This is a genomic window from Neobacillus drentensis (assembly GCF_036966985.1).
Lineage (GTDB): Bacteria > Bacillota > Bacilli > Bacillales > Cytobacillaceae > Neobacillus > Neobacillus drentensis_E.
Map to the genome: position 1 here is coordinate 1 of NZ_JBALSN010000404.1, position 1,144 is coordinate 1,144.

At 33.9% G+C, this 1,144-nt stretch carries 1 pseudogene; it reads right to left on the minus strand.

From position 1 onward, the window contains the following. Window positions 1-935, minus strand: a pseudogene (locus tag V7659_RS23490) (hypothetical protein); the annotation flags it as partial. Between the last annotated feature and the right edge of the window lie 209 nt (window positions 936-1,144).

The window sequence follows — 1,144 nt, forward strand, 5'->3', positions numbered from 1 at the left end:
AGCTCATCCACACGAACTTGGTTTGTTATATATCGTTGTACAGTATGCAGAAAAATTGCTATACGACTAAACTTTGCCCATTGCGCTTTTGGGTTATACAAATAACGGAAATGGCTATCAATTAAAGCCTGATAGTCCATTGCTTGGCAATAAATTTCTTCTAAAATTGTTCGTCCTAATTCCCTAAAGATAGTTAGTCCTTCAGTACCATTATTGATTTCGATGGGAATCTCCTCTATAACGATCTCCATACCAGTTTGTCCAACGCCTTGATAGTTTAAAGAGAAGATGCCTGATAAATCGTCAAATACACTGATTTCATCTGGAGCCTGGGTGAATAATTCCTCATTTAATTGTGAAACCAAACTTTGACCAATTGCTCCCACTAGTAACTCCAAATATGCTCGTACAATACGTTTTAAATAACGATCTGTCGGATGTTTTTCTAATAAACGTAAAAAAGCAGAAAAAAAATCAGATTCGAAAAGTGGCACGCGAGTAGCCAATTTTTCATTCAATCTAATCGCTTGGTTATATCGCATATCCCCAATTTGCTCTTCAGTTTCATTATAAAACTTTTCCCTTATAATAGTTTCGCTTACTTTCCAATTTTGAAGTAAGTTCAATACATTTGTATCAAAGTTATCCAAATAATCCAAAATATTTGTTCTTCGGTTTTCCAAACTAGATGCAATGAGACCTTCGAAATCCCCTTTACCAAAAACATTAAGCCTTTTACTAAAGTAATTATCTGGCAGCCACTGTGAAGCAATTTGAGAACGTGAGTCAATGTTTTGAATTTGTTGTCGAAAAGTTTCTTTATCTGGTTCGTTTGAAACTCTGAAAATTTCTAATGCAAATTTCCCGCCTGATGGTAAACCGTAACCAATTTCTGCCCCAGCTCCAAAGAATACCGATAACGTAGGTAAGTTCATAAAGAAGCCTCCTAATAAATCTCTTTTCTATTATTTTACATGAATTAACAAAACATTACAAAATTGTATATTTTCTAATGACATTATACTCTTCTTATTGGTGCAAAATGGTATAATTGCACTAATAAATGCAATAGAGGGTGGATTAAATTGCTTCGACCGCTTGTTAGGAAATCATTTCTTGATCATTTTTATCATGATATACAAGA